The following is a 14,790-nucleotide window of genomic DNA, read 5'->3' as shown; positions in this document are numbered from 1 at the left end:
CCACGACGCTGTGGACTGGGCCCTACGAGCGGTGACTCTGTTGCCCCTTTACCGAAGGCGACTACTTGGTGTCGTCTGCCTTCGGTGTGGATTCGGGGGCCTTCCTTGCGGCAGGTTCAGCAGAAGTTGAATCCGTGGAGGACACGCTGTCCTTTTCCGGTTTCCCTGCTGTTTCCCGCGGCTCGTCAACGTGGCCCGAATCGCTTTGGTTATCAGGGAGATTACCACGCGAACCACTATCTGAGACAGATGCGTCCACATCATGACTGGTGACGCTGGTCACCGAAGCAGGCACTTTTTCCTTGGTTTCTTCCGGCTCACGCCCCGCCAAATAAGGGGTGTCAGGGACTGGGCGACCCTTCATGCCGAGGAGGAGGAAGATAGCCAGCGCCGCAATGAAGACGAAAATACTGGTCCAAACATTGAGTCTGGTGGTGATGCCAAACAGGTTGATCTGCTCGGCGTCATCGATGCGCAGCGCCTCAATCCAGACGCGGCCCAGGGTGTAGTACACGGCGTACAGCCAGAAGAGCCGGCCCCAGCGGAAAGCGAACTTCTTATCCAGCAGCAGGAGGATGGCCACACCAACCAGGTTCCACAGCATCTCGTAGAGGAACGTCGGGTGGAAGAGCGTGCCCGCAGCCATGTCCGGGGGGAAATTGGCGTTGGCGGGATCGATTTCGAGTCCCCAAGGCAACGTGGTGGGTGCCCCGAAAAGTTCCTGGTTGAACCAGTTTCCCAGGCGCCCAATGGCCTGGGCCAGCAAGAGCCCGGGGGCAGCTGCGTCGAGGAAGGCTGTCAGCTTCAGGCCAGCACGGCGGCAACCAATCCACGCACCCACGGCGCCGAGGATCACGGCACCCCAAATACCCAAGCCGCCACGCTGGATCTGCGGAATCAGCGACAAGTCCCCGGTGCCGTCAAAACCGGGGCCGAAGTACGCATCCGGGGAAGAGAACACGTGGTAGAGGCGGCCACCGATGATGCCGAACGGAATCGCCCAGATGGCGATGTCCCACAGACTGCCTTCAGGCGCCCCGCGGCGCTTCCAACGTGCCGAGGTCAGCCACAGGCCAACGATGATGCCCGCCAGGATGCAGAGGGCGTAAGCGTGGATGCGCAACGTCCCCCACGGCAGCGGAATGTCGAAACCGGACCACGATGGGCTCGGGATACTCAAGGGGACCATTGCCGCAGCGTGGAGGACGGTCTGCATTCGCTTCGCTGTTTCCTTTTCCTAGGCTTCTGCAGCTGCGCGGCCCAGGCCGGCGCTGAGGTTCTTGGTGAGTTGTCCGACGGCGTCCACGCCGCCATCGCGGAGGGCCGCCACCAAAGCAGTGCCGACGATCACGCCGTCCGCATAGGCAGCGATTTCACGGACGTGATCCGGGTTGGACACACCCAATCCGACACATACACGCTCGGCACCGGCGGCATGTGCCCTGGCCACCACGTCCTCAGCACTGCTGCTGACGGAGGTGCGTGTTCCGGTGACGCCCATGATGGAGACAGCGTAGACGAATCCACGGCTTGCCTTGACTGTCATGTCCAGCCGCTCCGGGGTGGAGGAAGGCGCCACAAGGAACACTCGATCCAAGCCGTACCTATCCGAAGCTTCGAACCACTCATGAGCCTCGTCAGGAACCAGGTCCGGTGTAATGAGGCCTGCTCCCCCGGCTTCTGCCAGGCGGCGCGCGAATTCATCCACACCCATGCGCATGACAGGGTTCCAGTACGTCATGACCAGGACTGCCGCATCAGTGGCGGCAGTGATACCGGCAACCACGTCAAACACGTTGGCAACGCGGAATCCGTTGGAAATCGCTTCGGTGGTGGCGGCTTGGATGACCGGGCCGTCCATCACGGGATCCGAGTACGGGATTCCGATTTCGATGAGGTCAGCGCCGTTGCGGGCCAGGGCTATGCCGGCCTCGATGCTCTCCTGGACCGTGGGGTAACCCGCGGGAAGGTAGCCCACCAGGGCGGCGCGGCCTTCTGCTTTGGCGCGGTCAATGGCGGCAGCGGATTTGCTGGCAAATTCTTCAGTCATCAGTTCTGGTCCTCGTTGACATCCACGGCTGCTTCAGACGTACGCTCGGTGGGCCCCTTCGGCTTCCGTGTGGACAGCGTGGTGCCCTTGACGTGCCCTTCCTCGTCCAACATGTTGAACCAGGCGGCAGCAGTCTCCACGTCTTTATCGCCGCGTCCGGACAGGTTGACGATCACTGTGACGTCCGAAGGGTTTTCCTTGCCCTCCGTGAGCCGCTTACCGATCTTGATGGCACCGGCCAAGGCGTGAGAGGACTCAATGGCGGGGATGATGCCTTCAGTCCGGCACAGGAGGCTGAACGCGTCCATGGCCTCGGTGTCCGTCACGGCCTCGTAGGTAACACGCCCAATGTCTGCCAGGTAGGAGTGCTCCGGACCGACGCTTGGGTAGTCCAGCCCCGCCGAGATGGAGTGGGACTCGATGGTCTGGCCGTCTTCGTCCTGCATCAGGTACGAACGGGCTCCGTGAAGCACGCCGGGGCGGCCCAGGGAGATGGCGGCGGCGTGGCGGCCGGTTTCGACGCCTTCGCCTCCGGCTTCAAAGCCGTAGATCTTCACTGACGCGTCATCGAGGAAAGCGTGGAAGAGGCCGATCGCGTTGGAACCGCCACCGATACAGGCAGCAATGGCGTCCGGGAGCTTACCGGTTTGCTCGAGGATCTGGCTGCGGGCCTCTGCACCGATCACTTCGTGGAAGTAGCGCACCATGGCAGGGAACGGATGCGCCCCGGCTGCGGTACCCAGCAGGTAGTGGGTGTGCTCCACATTGGAGACCCAATCCCGAAGGGCATCGTTGATGGCGTCCTTAAGTGTCTGGCTGCCATTGGTCACGGGAACCACCGTTGCACCCAGCAGCTGCATGCGGGCCACGTTCAAGGCCTGCCGCCGGCAGTCCTCGGCACCCATGTAGACCACGCACTCGAGGCCCAGCAGGGCTGCGGCCGTGGCGCTGGCTACGCCATGCTGTCCGGCACCAGTCTCAGCGATGACGCGGGTCTTGCCCATGCGCTTGGCGAGGAGTGCCTGGCCAAGGACGTTATTGATCTTGTGGGAGCCAGTGTGGTTGAGGTCCTCGCGCTTGAGGAAGATGCGCGCCCCGCCGGCATGCTCCGAGAAGCGCTTGGCTTCGGTCAGCAGGGAAGGCCTGCCGGAGTAGTTCTTGTTGAGATCCTTGAGCTGCGCGATGAAATCGGGATCAGCTTTGGCTTTCTCAAAGGTGTCCTGGACTTCGTCAAGGGCGGCAATGAGCGACTCGGGCATCCAGCGTCCGCCATAGCTGCCAAAGTAGGGCCCCGATGCATTCCGCAGCGAAGGGCCACCTTGGAGGAATGCGTCCGCCGCATTCTCTTCTGAGCCGGCTGTTGGCGCGTCGACCATCAGTCTCACCGTCCTGTTCCAGTTAGTTCATTTGGGTAGTTCCACGTGCCACAAGGCAGCCGCAGGCCAATGCCTGGGCTGCCTTGCAACTATTCGCCGTGATTCAGTGACTGCCTCAGTTCCTGACGGCGATGGCGGCAGCTCCGGCTGCCTTGAATTCAGTGATGCGTTCGCGCGGCGTGGAGTCGCTGACCAGCGCCTCCCCCACCAGGATGGCGTTGGCGCCGCCCTCGGCGTAATGCGAGACGTCCGCGGGACCCCTGACGCCGGATTCGGCCACGATCACGGACTCAGCCGGAATCAAACCGGCCAATGATCCGAAAACGGAGCGATCGACGTCGAGCGTTTTGAGGTTGCGGACGTTAATGCCAATGATCTTGGCCTGCGCTGCCACTGCGCGTTCGATTTCTTCTTCAGTGTGCGTTTCCACCAGGACGTTCATGCCGAGCTCGTGGCTCAATGCACTGAAGTCAGCAAGCTCCGAGTCGGAAAGCGCCGCGACGATCAACAGAATGAGGTCAGCACCATGCGCACGGGCTTCCCAGATCTGGTACTCGTCAACAGTGAAGTCCTTGCGCAACAACGGCGTTTCGACGGCGGCACGCACGGCGTCGAGGTCCGCCAACGAACCGCCGAAACGGCGCTGTTCGGTGAGGACGCTGATGACGGAAGCCCCGCCGTCGGAATACTGCACCGCAAGCGATGCGGGATCGGCGATGGACGCGAGATCACCCTTCGAAGGGCTGCGACGCTTGATTTCGGCGATGACTTTGAGGTCGTTGCGGATGGATGACGGGCCACCAAGGGCTGCCCATGCATCACGAGCAGGAGCAGCGTTTGCGGCGCGCTCCTTCAGCTCCGCGAGGGACACGAGGCCGCGGCGGACCTCCATGTCCTCCTTGACGCCAACAATAATGTCATCAAGAACGGTCACGATTAGTGACCGTTGTTCTGCAGCTTGCTGCCGCCAACTCCGTAGCCTGCCTTGCGCATGACGAAGCCCACGATCAGGCCGATAACCATGACCACCAGTCCACCGACGAAGATCGGGGTGCTGGCGATGACAAAAGCAATGGAGGAAATCAGGGCGCCGACCAGCATCACAAGTACGCAGGTCCAGGCAGCCGGGCTGTTTCCGTGGCCAATGGCGTCAGCGTGGCTGGCCATGGTGGATTCAGTTTGGTTTGCGGACACTGTGGTTTTGCTCATGTGAAATCTCCTCAGGATGAATACTGCTTACATTCTGCCATTTATTGACGACGGCCGGGACATCGCCGGACCTCAGGACACGTGGTGTCCGGCTTTCTTGCACCGGGTTTCTTGCACCGGGCCCACCCAAAAGTCCGCCATGACTGCTTACGTGGGGTCTTCACCGCGCGAGAGGCTGTCCCAGCTGTCGATCTCGTCAACCGGTTCGTTGCTGCTCTTCCTGCCCCGCGAGCCGGCGTCATACTTGGTTCGCGAGGTCCAATGACGCCCCGCCAACGGCAAAACAACAGCACAGACGGCCAAGAGTGACCCGGCAATGATGGCAATCACCGGGAACGCAGTTACTGCTGCATCAGCCTGCCCGCCCGAGACTCCCGTGGCGGCAGCGATGGAACCTTGTGCGGCTCCCAGAGGATCAAGCAAAACGGTGACGGCCGCGAGGATGATCCCCGCAGCGGACAAAACGATGAGCACTGCGATGATCCAGCGCGCTATCTTTCCGGCGATGGATGCAGCCAAGCCGCCCGCCAGAGCGACGACGGCCAGTGCCGTGACCGCAGTGGCCGCTTTGCTTCCTTGGACATGGAGGTCGCTGTTCGAGGCACCCGTGGGGTCCAGCCGGACCTCGATCCAGGTCTGAGTGGTCGCTCCAAAAACTGCCAGGGCAAGGATGGTGGTGGCCAGGACAAGAGTGGACTTTCGTGCCCAACGCGGCGACTGCCTGACGGAAGGCGCTGATGATGGCGTGCTCATGAGGCCGACGTCCCGTCGTCGGATCCGTCCACGTTCCGCAGGGCGTTCGCGGAAATGTTCTGCAGCGACCCGGCTGTGTGCACGGCACGGAGGGGCGCAGCGGCCTTGTTCACCGTCTCCAGAGCTTCCGAGGGCTTATGGGAATCAGCCACAATTCCACCGCCGGCCTGTACGTAGGCGCGTCCCTCGCGGAGAAGTGCGGACCGGATGGCAATAGCCATGTCCATGTCTCCGGCGAAGTCCAGGTAGCCAACCACGCCACCGTAGATGCCGCGCCTGTGCGGTTCGAGTTCATCGAGCAGCCTCAGCGCACGCGGCTTGGGCGCACCGGATAGGGTGCCTGCCGGGAACGTGGCTTTGAGGACGTCATAGGCCTTGGCGTGGGGTGCCAGCTCGCCGACCACGGTGGACACCAGGTGCATGATGTGGCTAAACCTCTCCACTTCCATGAACTGTGTAACGTCCACGGTTCCGGCCACGCAGACCTTGGAGAGGTCGTTGCGTGAAAGATCCACCAGCATCAGGTGCTCTGCGCGTTCTTTCTGGTCGGCCAGCAGCTCGGTTGCCAACGCCTTATCCCCCTCCACGGTCTTGCCACGGGGCCGCGAACCGGCAATGGGGTGGGTGATGACTTCCTCACCGGTGACGGTGACCAGAGCTTCCGGCGAAGAGCCTACGATCGAGTACTCGCGGCCGTCTGCGTCCTCCAGGCTGAAGAGGTACATGTACGGGCTGGGGTTGGTGTTGCGCAGGACGCGGTAAACATCCAAGGGGTCCGCGGCGCACTCCATCTCGAATCGCCGGGAGATGACTACCTGGAAAACTTCGCCGTCAACAATGGCTTCCTTGCCGCGGTCGATTGCCTCCAAGTACTTGGCCTCGTCCCAGCGTTCCTGGACGCTGGAGGCGAAGTCCAGGGCAGCCGTTTCAAGTACGGACACGGGTTGGGCAACCGGTGTGCTGATCTGGTCCAGCAAGCCCTTCACGCGGGCCACGGCGTCGTGCCAGGCATCGTCCACGCGCTCAGAGCTGTCATCAAAGTTGATGGCATTGGCGATGAGGAGGACCGTGCCGTCCATGTTGTCGTGCACGGCCATGTCCGTGACCAGGTTCAGTGCCATTTCGGGCAGCTGCAGATCATCCTCTGGCGGGGACGTCAGCCGCTCCCAGTGACGGACCGCTTCCCAGCCAAGGAAACCAACCAAGCCGGACGTGAACGGCGGCAACCCATCAAAGCGGTCAGTTTGGAGTGCCGCAATGGTGTCCCGCACCGCGTCAACGGGGTTACCCGAGACGGGAACCCCCACGGGCGGCTCACCAATCCAGTGAGCTTCCCCGTCCTTGGTGGTCAGCGTTGCGCGGGACTTCGAACCAATGAAGGAATAGCGGGACCAGGCACCGCCAACCGCTGCTGATTCCAGGAGGAAGGTGCCCGGTTGTCCTTTGGCCAGCTTCCGGTACAAGCCGATAGGAGTCTCGGCGTCCGCCAAAACCTTGAGTCGGACAGGGATGACACGGCTGTGGACGGCGAGTTCGCGGAACTCTTCCAGGCCCGGGCTGATGATTCCAAGGTCCTGCATGGCTATGTTCTCCGCCTTATTGTCTGAGGTGGTGCGTCAGTGGAAAGTAGTGGGTGCCTTAGTCGCGGTGACCCGTGACGACGGCGAAGTCGCGACCATCGAAGCAGGTCCGGGTTCCGGTGTGGCAGGCTGCGCCAATCTGGTCCACACGGATCAAAAGGGCATCGCCGTCGCAGTCAAGGGCAACAGACTTCACGAACTGTACGTGTCCGGAGGTGTCGCCCTTGCGCCAGTACTCCTGGCGGGAGCGGGAGTAGAACGTGACCCTGCCGGATGTCATGGTGCGGTGGAGCGCCTCGTCATCCATCCAGCCGAGCATGAGGACCTCGTTGGTATCGTGTTGTTGCACGATAGCTGCAACGAGGCCGGAAGAATCCCGCTTCAGGGCGCTGGCGATCTCCTGCGGCAAGGGGCTCGCGGGGTCGCTTGAGAGCTCCGCGGCAGGAGTTGGGCTGGGGGCGGACTGCTCTGACATCAGATCAAGTCTAGTGCCTTTGACGGGAGCCGGATTCTGCGGCGGTTCCAGTGCGCAAGAGTGCTCCGATCGTGCTAGTTTCACAAGTGATGCATTTCGTCGATCCTTCCCGAGAAGTACTGGCCGAAACCCTCTTGGCGGCCGGGCCTGACTCCCCCACGCTCTGCGAAGGGTGGTTGACCCGGGATCTTGCCGCGCACTTATACCTGCGGGAACGGAAGATCGCGGTGGGCTTGGGCCTCCTGATTCCCAGTTTGGGCAAGGCCTCCGAAAAGGCCACCGCCAAGCTGGCAGAGAAGCTGAAGAGCTCGGACGCCTACGCGGAGCTCGTCAGAACCTTCCGCGGCGGCCCACCGGCCCTGTCCCCCTTGAAGATCAAAGCCTTGGATGAGACGTCAAACCTCATTGAGTACTTCGTGCACACCGAGGACATTCGCCGCGCAGGTGACCGTTGGGCGCCCCGCGCCCTGGATGAGGCCTATTCGGACGCCCTCTGGGACGAACTCATCAAACGAGCTGCCTTCCTTTACCGTGGCGTGGACCTCGGCATAGTGCTTGTGCGGCCCACAGGCCCTCGGCACGTAGCCAAGCGCGCCCCCGTTTCAGTGGCAATCGTCGGTGAGCCCGGCGAGCTGCTCATGCACGCGCATGGCCGCACCAGCCAGGCCCTCGTCACCTTCGAAGGCCAGCCGGACGCCGTCGCGCTGTTGCAGTCAGCGGACATCGGGCTGTAACTCTTTCAGATGCCTTTAATCAGTAATGGAGAGCCACCGCGCGGTGACCCTCCATTACTGCTTTAAAGGCGTAGTTGCTAGCGAACCTCGAAGCCCGCCTCGCGGATCGCGGTCTTGACCTGGGCGATCATGTCGTCCGGCCCGAAGTGGAACACCGACGCCGCCAGTACGGCATCTGCGCCTGCCTGTACGGCGGGCGGGAAATGCGCAGGCACCCCGGCCCCGCCTGAAGCGATGATCGGAATGTTCACGGCGGCACGAACCAGGCGGATCAGCTCGAGATCGAACCCGTCCTTGGTGCCGTCGGCATCAATGGAGTTGAGCAGGATTTCTCCCACGCCCCGGTCGGCGGCTTCTTTGGCCCAGGCGATGGCATCGATCCCGGTCCCTGTGCGGCCACCATGGGTGGTGACTTCAAAACCGGACGACGTCGGGACGTCACCTTCGCGGGTCCGGCGCGCATCCACGGAGAGCACCAGCACCTGCGAGCCAAAGTGACGGGTGATCTCATCAATGACATCAGGCCGGGCAACGGCTGCGGTATTGATGGACGCCTTGTCCGCACCGAAACGCAGGAGCTTGTCCACCTCGGCAACACCTCGGACGCCTCCGCCCACGGTGAGGGGAATGAATACTTCCTCCGCGGTGCGGCGAACGACGTCGAACGTGGTTTCCCGGTTACCGGACGACGCAGTGACGTCCAGGAACGTCAGTTCGTCGGCCCCGCCATTGTCGTACCGGTGCGCCAGTTCCACCGGATCACCGGCGTCGCGGAGGCCTTCAAAGTTGACGCCCTTGACGACGCGGCCTGCATCGACATCCAGGCAAGGGATGACGCGTACGGCTACGGCCATGTGCTGCTCCTAAACATTTCTGAACTCTGCAGTTTGATGCGCGGCGTGAAGGTGCTGCGCCGGATCAGATACGGCAGGCGTGGATGCTGCTGACCAGGATGGCGCGCGCACCGAGATCGTACAGCTCGTCCATGATGCGGTTGGTTTCCTTCTTGGGAACCATGGACCGCACGGCAACCCACTCGGAATCCCGCAGCGGTGAAACCGTGGGCGATTCAAGGCCCGGAGTCAGTGCTGCCGCGTCTTCCACCAGGTCCTTGCGGATGTCATAGTCCATCAGGACGTACTGGCGTGCCACGAGGACACCCTGCAGGCGTCGGATGAGAATCTCAATTTCCTTGGCAGTTCCGTTGGCGGCTCCACCTGAGCCGGAGCGCCGGATCAGCACGGCCTCGGACTTCAGGATGGGATCGCCAAAGATCTCCATACCGGCAGCCTTGAGGGTGTTACCCGTTTCAACGACGTCGGCGATTGCATCCGCCACGCCGAGACGGACCGAAGATTCCACGGCACCGTCCAAGCGGACCACTGTGGCGTTCACGCCCCGCTCGGAAAGGTAGTCCCGAAGAAGTCCGTCGTAACTGGTGGCGAGGCGCTTGCCTTCGAGCTGCTCGACGCCGGTGAAGTCACCTACGGGGCCTGCGAAACGGAACGTGGAGGGCGCGAAGCCCAGGGGAAGCAGTTCTTCGGCTTCCACCTTTGCGTCCAGCAAGAGGTCGCGGCCGGTGATGCCTACGTCCAGGGTGCCCTGGCCTACATAGACGGCGATGTCGCGGGGACGGAGGAAGAAGAACTCAATTTCATTGTCCGGATCAACCATGACCAGTTCGCGGGTGTCGCGGCGCTGGCGGTAACCGGCCTCGGACAACATTGCCGAGGCGGCTTCGGACAGGGATCCCTTGTTGGGGACTGCTACACGGAGCATTGGGAGACTTTCTTGTTGGAATGGAAGTTTTCAGGCACCTTGGCCACGCAGGGGGCTCCGCAACAGGCATGCGGAGTGGCGTGGCTAAAGATGCTTGTAAACGTCTTCCAGGGTGAGGCCCTTGGCGAGCATGAGGACCTGCAGGTGGTACAGCAACTGGGAGATCTCCTCAGCGGCGGCTTCGTCCGATTCGTACTCCGCGGCCATCCAGACTTCGGCGGCCTCTTCGACCACCTTCTTGCCGATGCCATGGATTCCGGAGTCCAGTTCGGCAACCGTGCGCGAACCTGCCGGGCGGGTCGCTGCTTTCTCACTCAGTTCTGCGAACAGCGTCTCGAAATTCTTCACGCCCTCCAGACTACTTGCTCCGGGGCGACCACCGCTTGTTGGGGCGTTGCATGACGAAGGGGATGTGAGTGAAGACACACTCACATCCCCTTGGACACCAAGGGCGTCTAGCTGAAGTGCTTGAGTGTCACAGCTGTGGCAAGGGCAGCGGTCACTGCTTCGTGGCCCTTGTCTTCTTTGGAACCCGGAAGGCCGGCCCGGTCAATCCCCTGCTGTTCGGTGTCGCAAGTGAGGACGCCGAAACCAACCGGCACGCCGGTGCGGACGCTAACGTCGGTAAGGCCCGACGTCGCAGCCTGGCAGACGTAGTCGAAGTGAGGCGTTCCACCACGGATGACCACACCGAGGGCTACGACGGCGTCAAAGTGCGGCGCGAGCCTGGCCGCGGCAACCGGAAGCTCAAAGCTGCCCGGAACCCGGAGCAACGTTGGTTCGGCGATCCCGGCTTCCTTGGCTGCGCGGAGGGCGCCGTCAACCAGACCATCCATGATCTGTGTGTGCCAGCTCGCGGCCACAATGGCGAGCTTCAGCTGAGAAGTTTCCTCGGGGTTGAGGGTGGTGAGGTCAATGGTGGGCGCGCCGTGTCCGCTCATGGTTACTGGGAATCCGTTCGGTCTTGGTTGTTGTCAAAGGGGTGGGGTGCCGGCGATTTGCCGTTGCTGACGGGCTCGACGTCGAGCGCCAGCCGGTGGTCCATCCGGTCTTTCTTGGTCTGCAGATACCGGAGGTTCTGTTCGCGGGAAGGAACCTCGGTGGGCACCATCTCCACAACCGTGACTCCGGCTTGGGCAAGGCGGTTCTGCTTGTCGGGGTTGTTGCTCAGCAACCGGACCTCATGCAGTCCCATTTCCGCCAGGATCTGGCCTGCCGCAGTGTAGGAACGCGCATCAACAGGCAAGCCGAGTTGCTCGTTGGCCTCCACGGTGTCAAAGCCGGCTTCCTGCAGCGCATACGCCTTGATCTTATTGGCCAGCCCGATGCCGCGGCCCTCTTGGCCACGCAGGTAGAGCAGTGTCCCGCCCTCTGCATGGATGAGCTCCAGGGCAAACGCCAGCTGCTCTCCGCAGTCGCAGCGATAGGAACCGAACACGTCACCGGTCAGGCACTCCGAATGCAGCCGTACCAGCGGCGCGCGGCCACCCTTGGGCGGGTTGGGGGAACTCACGGCAAGGTGCTCGTGGCCGGTCTCGAGGTCCGTCCACGCCTGTGCCACGAAGTCACCAAAAGCCGTAGGCAGTTGCACGATCGGCCCACCACTGACGGGGTGCGGTCCGGGACCGGTGTGGTCACTGCTGCGTGTGGTCGATGCGGTCATCGCTTCTCCTCGTCCTCCTGGGAAATATGTGCCGCCCGGGACTCTACCGCCTCAACATATGACACCAAATCCTCAATGGAGATGAGGGGGCATCCATGTTCAGCGGCGAAATCGCGCAGGCTGTCCAGCCGCATCATTTCACCGTCGTCATGTACCAACTCTGCGATCACGCCCACCGGGGCCAGCCCGGCAAGACGACACAGGTCCACAGCAGCCTCCGTGTGACCTGGGCGTTCACGCACTCCCCCGTTAACCGCCCGCAACGGGAAAATATGCCCGGGGCGGGTGATCGAGGCCGGAGTGCTGCTTGGATCCGCCAGGATCCGGGCCGTCAACGCACGGTCAGTGGCCGAGATTCCGGTGCTGACGCCGATCGCGGCATCGCAGGAAACAGTGTAAGCGGTGCCCTTGGCGTCTTCGTTGATCTCTACCATGGGCGGCAGAATGAGGGCGTCCGCACGCTCTCTATCCAAGGGAACACAGATGACGCCGGATGAATAGCGGATGGTCCATCCCATCAGGGCCGGCGTTGCGTGTTCGGCAGCGAAGATGATGTCGCCTTCGTTCTCGCGATCCTCGTTGTCCACCACGATCACGGCTTGGCCTGCGGCCATGGCAGCGATGGCTGATTCAACAGGATCCAGCCCGGTACGTCCCGCGCCGGCCGGAGTTGTCTTGGCAGGAGCACTCATCGGGTGCCTCCCTGCTGAGGCGCGAAGGACAGAAGGCGTTCGGTGTACTTGGCCAGCACATCAACTTCGATGTTCACCCGGCCTCCCGCTTCCTTGGCACCCAGGCCTGTTTCTTCGAGCGTGGTGGGGATCAACCCCACTTCAAACCACGGTGCCGCTTCGGCGGCAGGGCTGACGGCGGTCACGGTCAGTGAGACACCGTCGACGGCGATCGACCCCTTCTCGGCGATGTAGCGCGCCAGCGTGGCCGGCACTCCAAACCGGAGCCGATCCCAGTTTCCCAGCGGCTCACGCTCCAGCAACTCACCAACACCGTCCACATGGCCCTGGACAACATGCCCGTCCAGCCGTCCACCGGCGGGTACGCAGCGTTCCAGGTTGACGGCATCTCCCGGCGCCAGTCCGCCGATGGTGGTGCGGACCAAGGTTTCGCCCATGACATCCACACTGAAGTCCTGGCCATCAATCTCAGTGGCTGTCAGGCACACCCCATTGACGGCGATGGAACCGCCCAACGGCAATCCCTCCGCCGTGGTGGGTGCTTTGAGACGCAGTGTTGCGCTGGCATCGCCGTCATGTTCAATGCCCAGCACAGTGCCTTGCTCGGCAATGATTCCCGTAAACATCAGTTTCCTCCTGTGAGATATTCCGCAGCTTCACTGTGAGAAATCAAATTCTTCTGCGAAACCGAATTCGTGATGGTGCTGGCGGCGCCCCGAGGGGAACGCAGGTGCAGCCGAAGGTCGTTGCCGAGAACCCGGACGGCGCCGCCACCGGCGTCGTCCCAGGACCAGCGCTGGGCCTCTGCCAGTGTGGTGATACCGAGGTCGTTGAGTGCCGGCGTTCCGGATCCGAGCAACGTGGGGGCGACGTAGACGATCAGTTCGTCCACCAGCTCTGCTGCAAGGAAGGTACTCAGAATCGATGAGCCGCCTTCCACCATGAGGTGCCGGACTCCCTGTTCGAACAGGGAGTCCAGGGCTTCCGCAGGATCCCGGGTTGGCAGGTGAACGAAAAGCCCGTCGGTGCCACGGACTGCAGCATCTTCAGGGACTTCCCGCAGGCCCATGACCGCACGCAGGGGCTGGTGAGCCGAAAGTTCGCCGTCCGGCGTCCGGGCCGTGAGGCGCGGGTTGTCGATCAGCACGGTGCCGGTACCCACGAGGATTGCGTCGATGAGTCCCCGCAGTCCGTGATTGTCGGCAAGTGACTCCGGGCAGGAGATCCACTGGCTGGTGCCGTCCACAGCGGCAATCCTGCTGTCCAGTGTCTGCGCGATATGCAAGGTAACGAAAGGACGCTTTGCCGCAACGGCGTCGAACCAGTCACGGTTCAGATCCAGCGCCTTCCAGCCTTCCAGCCCGGACCTGACCACAACACCTGCGTCAGTGAGCGTGCGCGCACCGCCCGCGGCGGGGTCATGGGGATCGTCGACGGCGTAAATCACCCTGGCGATTCCCGCGTCAATAATGGCTTGGGCGCAGGGCCCGGTTCTGCCCACGTGGTTGCAGGGCTCCAAAGTGACCACCATGGTGGTTCCGACTGTGTCGATGCCCTTCTTCCGGGCTTCGGAAATCGCATCGGCTTCAGCATGGGCCGTCCCGGCCCCCCGGTGATAACCGGTTGCCAGTTGCTCGCCCTGCGGACTGAGGATTACCGCCCCTACCAACGGATTGGCTCCTCGGGGACCGGCAAGGGCAGCCGTCAGTGCGGCTTCCATGGCAGTAATTTCTGCTGCCGTATAGGACGTGTTGGCGGAGCTCACTGGACAGCTCCCACAGGTGCGGCGACGCCGGCCGGACCGCTGCCGTCACGACTGCCCCGCTCACGCTTTTCGGCGCGCCACCATACAAAGAACCCGGTGAGCGTGAAGAAGCCGTAGAACAGGTACATGACCGCACTGGCGTAGTAGCCGGCGCTGAACAAGAGGGGCACGCCGACAATGTCCACGGCTACCCAGATGAGCCAGAACTCTGTCCACCCGCGTGCCATTCCGTAGGTTGCCAGCAGGGATCCCATGAACGTCCAGGCATCGGCCCAGACCGGCGGGTAGGAACCCAAGGCATCGAACAAGGGCGTCAATGCCGCTGTGCCCGCCACCATCGCAGCAATCAGTGCGATCCGAACCTTGTTGCTGGCCCAACCCGGGACGATTGCCCGCCCTTGGGTGCTCGGTTGCCGGCCCTGCTGCCAGCGGTACCAGCCATACACGGCCACTGCGATGAACATGATTTGTCGCGCGGCCTGCCCCCACAGCGTGGCTGGCGCTGCTGCACCAAAGACGTTGCCCAGGAAGACCGTGAGCAGGAGGATGTTGCCGACGATGCCGATTGGCCATGCCCAGACTTTACGGCGCATTCCGCCGAGGGCGCTGAGTAGCCCAAAGATGTTTCCAAGCACTTCGCGTAAGACAAGAGCAGATCCTCCAACGGGGATCTGTGCTTCGAAGAGCCATCGCAGAAAGTCCATGCCGTTCCTT

At 62.5% G+C, this 14,790-nt stretch carries 18 protein-coding genes; 1 reads left to right on the top strand and 17 read right to left on the bottom strand.

The window, feature by feature from the left end; genetic code table 11:
- Positions 1-61: 61 nt before the first annotated feature.
- From lgt to hisI, 8 genes are all read right to left on the bottom strand, one after another.
- A complete protein-coding gene (gene lgt, locus CQ020_RS05635) occupies positions 62-1,216 on the bottom strand; it encodes a prolipoprotein diacylglyceryl transferase (RefSeq protein WP_105690925.1) in 1,155 nt (384 codons plus the stop codon).
- Positions 1,217-1,237: 21 nt separating this feature from the next.
- Positions 1,238-2,050, bottom strand: coding sequence for a tryptophan synthase subunit alpha (trpA, locus tag CQ020_RS05630; protein WP_043457198.1), 813 nt, complete (start codon positions 2,048-2,050; stop codon positions 1,238-1,240).
- Positions 2,050-3,426: a tryptophan synthase subunit beta gene (gene trpB / locus CQ020_RS05625; RefSeq protein WP_105690924.1), complete on the bottom strand. Its 1,377-nt coding sequence runs from the start codon at positions 3,424-3,426 to the stop codon at positions 2,050-2,052. The genes trpA and trpB overlap by 1 nt, the downstream gene beginning before the upstream one ends.
- A 115-nt stretch (positions 3,427-3,541) precedes the next feature.
- On the bottom strand, positions 3,542-4,360 hold the full coding sequence (gene trpC / locus CQ020_RS05620) for an indole-3-glycerol phosphate synthase TrpC (protein ID WP_181151766.1): 819 nt from the start codon (positions 4,358-4,360) through the stop codon (positions 3,542-3,544).
- 2 nt (positions 4,361-4,362) lie between these two features.
- Positions 4,363-4,635, bottom strand: coding sequence for an HGxxPAAW family protein (locus CQ020_RS05615; RefSeq protein ID WP_105690922.1), 273 nt, complete (start codon positions 4,633-4,635; stop codon positions 4,363-4,365).
- Positions 4,636-4,782: 147 nt separating this feature from the next.
- Positions 4,783-5,388 (bottom strand): Trp biosynthesis-associated membrane protein, encoded by a 606-nt coding sequence (locus CQ020_RS05610; RefSeq protein WP_105690921.1) that lies wholly within the window; start codon positions 5,386-5,388, stop codon positions 4,783-4,785.
- Positions 5,385-6,968, bottom strand: a complete 1,584-nt coding sequence (locus CQ020_RS05605) for an anthranilate synthase component I (protein WP_105690920.1) — start codon at positions 6,966-6,968, stop codon at positions 5,385-5,387. The genes CQ020_RS05610 and CQ020_RS05605 overlap by 4 nt, the downstream gene beginning before the upstream one ends.
- Positions 6,969-7,026: 58 nt before the next feature.
- Positions 7,027-7,443 carry a phosphoribosyl-AMP cyclohydrolase gene (gene hisI, locus CQ020_RS05600; RefSeq protein ID WP_105690919.1) on the bottom strand — a complete coding sequence of 139 codons (417 nt, stop codon included), beginning with the start codon at positions 7,441-7,443 and terminating at the stop codon, positions 7,027-7,029.
- An 89-nt stretch (positions 7,444-7,532) separates the two neighbouring features.
- On the opposite strand from hisI, the gene CQ020_RS05595 reads away from it, so the two are divergent.
- Positions 7,533-8,177, top strand: a complete 645-nt coding sequence (locus tag CQ020_RS05595) for a TIGR03085 family metal-binding protein (protein WP_024820579.1) — start codon at positions 7,533-7,535, stop codon at positions 8,175-8,177.
- A 77-nt stretch (positions 8,178-8,254) separates the two neighbouring features.
- Here the strand turns inward: CQ020_RS05595 and hisF are convergent, their stop codons facing one another.
- The 9 genes from hisF to pnuC form a co-directional block, all read right to left on the bottom strand.
- Complete coding sequence (hisF, locus tag CQ020_RS05590; protein ID WP_024820578.1) at positions 8,255-9,031, bottom strand: imidazole glycerol phosphate synthase subunit HisF; 777 nt, start codon at positions 9,029-9,031, stop codon at positions 8,255-8,257.
- Between the two features lie 64 nt (positions 9,032-9,095).
- On the bottom strand, positions 9,096-9,956 hold the full coding sequence (hisG, locus tag CQ020_RS05585; protein WP_105690918.1) for an ATP phosphoribosyltransferase: 861 nt from the start codon (positions 9,954-9,956) through the stop codon (positions 9,096-9,098).
- Positions 9,957-10,040: 84 nt separating this feature from the next.
- Positions 10,041-10,304 carry a phosphoribosyl-ATP diphosphatase gene (locus CQ020_RS05580; RefSeq protein WP_024820576.1) on the bottom strand — a complete coding sequence of 88 codons (264 nt, stop codon included), beginning with the start codon at positions 10,302-10,304 and terminating at the stop codon, positions 10,041-10,043.
- A 107-nt stretch (positions 10,305-10,411) separates the two neighbouring features.
- Complete coding sequence (gene ribH, locus CQ020_RS05575) at positions 10,412-10,897, bottom strand: 6,7-dimethyl-8-ribityllumazine synthase (protein ID WP_105690917.1); 486 nt, start codon at positions 10,895-10,897, stop codon at positions 10,412-10,414.
- Positions 10,898-10,899: 2 nt separating this feature from the next.
- Complete coding sequence (gene ribA / locus CQ020_RS05570; RefSeq protein ID WP_105690916.1) at positions 10,900-11,619, bottom strand: GTP cyclohydrolase II; 720 nt, start codon at positions 11,617-11,619, stop codon at positions 10,900-10,902.
- Positions 11,616-12,311 (bottom strand): 3,4-dihydroxy-2-butanone-4-phosphate synthase, encoded by a 696-nt coding sequence (ribB, locus tag CQ020_RS05565; protein ID WP_105690915.1) that lies wholly within the window; start codon positions 12,309-12,311, stop codon positions 11,616-11,618. The genes ribA and ribB overlap by 4 nt, the downstream gene beginning before the upstream one ends.
- The gene (locus CQ020_RS05560; protein ID WP_105690914.1) at positions 12,308-12,937 is read right to left on the bottom strand and encodes a riboflavin synthase; all 630 of its coding nucleotides are present in this window, start codon (positions 12,935-12,937) and stop codon (positions 12,308-12,310) included. Before CQ020_RS05560 ends, ribB begins: the two co-directional genes overlap by 4 nt.
- The gene (gene ribD, locus CQ020_RS05555; RefSeq protein ID WP_105690913.1) at positions 12,937-14,076 is read right to left on the bottom strand and encodes a bifunctional diaminohydroxyphosphoribosylaminopyrimidine deaminase/5-amino-6-(5-phosphoribosylamino)uracil reductase RibD; all 1,140 of its coding nucleotides are present in this window, start codon (positions 14,074-14,076) and stop codon (positions 12,937-12,939) included. Before ribD ends, CQ020_RS05560 begins: the two co-directional genes overlap by 1 nt.
- Entirely contained in the window at positions 14,073-14,780 is a 708-nt protein-coding gene (gene pnuC, locus CQ020_RS05550; protein WP_105690912.1) for a nicotinamide riboside transporter PnuC, read from the bottom strand. Before pnuC ends, ribD begins: the two co-directional genes overlap by 4 nt.
- Between the last annotated feature and the right edge of the window lie 10 nt (positions 14,781-14,790).

This window comes from Arthrobacter sp. MYb23, assembly GCF_002979775.1.
Lineage (GTDB): Bacteria > Actinomycetota > Actinomycetes > Actinomycetales > Micrococcaceae > Arthrobacter.
Note: the sequence above shows the minus strand (reverse complement) of the source record. Positions and strands in the feature narration are given on the sequence as shown.

Coding starts and splice junctions, on each gene's coding strand:
- CQ020_RS05560 (WP_105690914.1), bottom strand. CDS start 12,937: ATGTTTACGGGAATCATTGCCGAGCAAGGCACTGTGCTGGGCATTGAA.
- lgt (WP_105690925.1), bottom strand. CDS start 1,216: ATGCAGACCGTCCTCCACGCTGCGGCAATGGTCCCCTTGAGTATCCCG.
- CQ020_RS05595 (WP_024820579.1), top strand. CDS start 7,533: ATGCATTTCGTCGATCCTTCCCGAGAAGTACTGGCCGAAACCCTCTTG.
- CQ020_RS05610 (WP_105690921.1), bottom strand. CDS start 5,388: ATGAGCACGCCATCATCAGCGCCTTCCGTCAGGCAGTCGCCGCGTTGG.
- hisF (WP_024820578.1), bottom strand. CDS start 9,031: ATGGCCGTAGCCGTACGCGTCATCCCTTGCCTGGATGTCGATGCAGGC.
- ribA (WP_105690916.1), bottom strand. CDS start 11,619: ATGACCGCATCGACCACACGCAGCAGTGACCACACCGGTCCCGGACCG.
- hisG (WP_105690918.1), bottom strand. CDS start 9,956: ATGCTCCGTGTAGCAGTCCCCAACAAGGGATCCCTGTCCGAAGCCGCC.
- trpA (WP_043457198.1), bottom strand. CDS start 2,050: ATGACTGAAGAATTTGCCAGCAAATCCGCTGCCGCCATTGACCGCGCC.
- hisI (WP_105690919.1), bottom strand. CDS start 7,443: ATGTCAGAGCAGTCCGCCCCCAGCCCAACTCCTGCCGCGGAGCTCTCA.
- ribB (WP_105690915.1), bottom strand. CDS start 12,311: ATGAGTGCTCCTGCCAAGACAACTCCGGCCGGCGCGGGACGTACCGGG.
- CQ020_RS05615 (WP_105690922.1), bottom strand. CDS start 4,635: ATGAGCAAAACCACAGTGTCCGCAAACCAAACTGAATCCACCATGGCC.
- ribH (WP_105690917.1), bottom strand. CDS start 10,897: ATGAGCGGACACGGCGCGCCCACCATTGACCTCACCACCCTCAACCCC.
- CQ020_RS05605 (WP_105690920.1), bottom strand. CDS start 6,968: ATGCAGGACCTTGGAATCATCAGCCCGGGCCTGGAAGAGTTCCGCGAA.
- trpB (WP_105690924.1), bottom strand. CDS start 3,426: ATGGTCGACGCGCCAACAGCCGGCTCAGAAGAGAATGCGGCGGACGCA.
- pnuC (WP_105690912.1), bottom strand. CDS start 14,780: ATGGACTTTCTGCGATGGCTCTTCGAAGCACAGATCCCCGTTGGAGGA.